The organism is Photobacterium frigidiphilum, assembly GCF_003025615.1.
GTDB lineage: Bacteria > Pseudomonadota > Gammaproteobacteria > Enterobacterales > Vibrionaceae > Photobacterium > Photobacterium frigidiphilum.
The window spans coordinates 1-575 of sequence record NZ_PYMJ01000150.1; the positions used below are offsets into that span (position 1 = coordinate 1).

General features: G+C 54.8%; 1 protein-coding gene. It reads right to left on the bottom strand.

What is annotated here, in order from left to right; genetic code table 11:
• Positions 1–570 (bottom strand): 2-oxo acid dehydrogenase subunit E2 (locus tag C9J12_RS30385; protein ID WP_227876529.1); only part of this gene is annotated, 570 nt, incomplete at its 3' end.
• Positions 571–575 lie beyond the last annotated feature (5 nt).

Genomic DNA, 575 nt, shown 5'->3' on the forward strand with positions numbered 1-575 from the left:
ACTGGTGACGGTAATCGTCGCTTCACTGATTTCAGAGCTACGCAGACGACCGCGGCGACTCCTCTCGGTCAGATCTCGCAGAACTGCCATTGTCTCATCGACAGTCAGTGTGTTGGCATTAAGGATAGCAGGGACCACGAGCCCCCCTTGGCGCAGACTGATGGTATTGCCGATATTAACTGTATCGGAGGGGGTAAGCCGTCCGTTGATAAAAGTCCCGTTTAGTGCTGGATAACGTGGTAACAGGCGGGCAATGGCGGAAATTAGTAGGGCAGGCAGTAGCAATCTTTGCTCTGGCTCCCGTGACTGGTTTTGCTCTGCTAGCCAGTGCTGGGCGTTGGTCAGGTCGATATCCATGGTCAGATAATAGTGTGGGATCGTCTGCTTTGAGCGCGTCATCGCTTCGCTGATCGCCTGACGCATACTTGAGGCTGGCTGCGCTGTCTCTGTTGGACGGGTTTTTTCGACATGTTGCTCCGTGCGGGAAGGGAGATCCCTTAGCAATATTGCCCCTTGTGGCCCGCTCCCCTTTAGCTGTCCAATATCGATACCCGTCGCCTGAGCCTGCATATGGG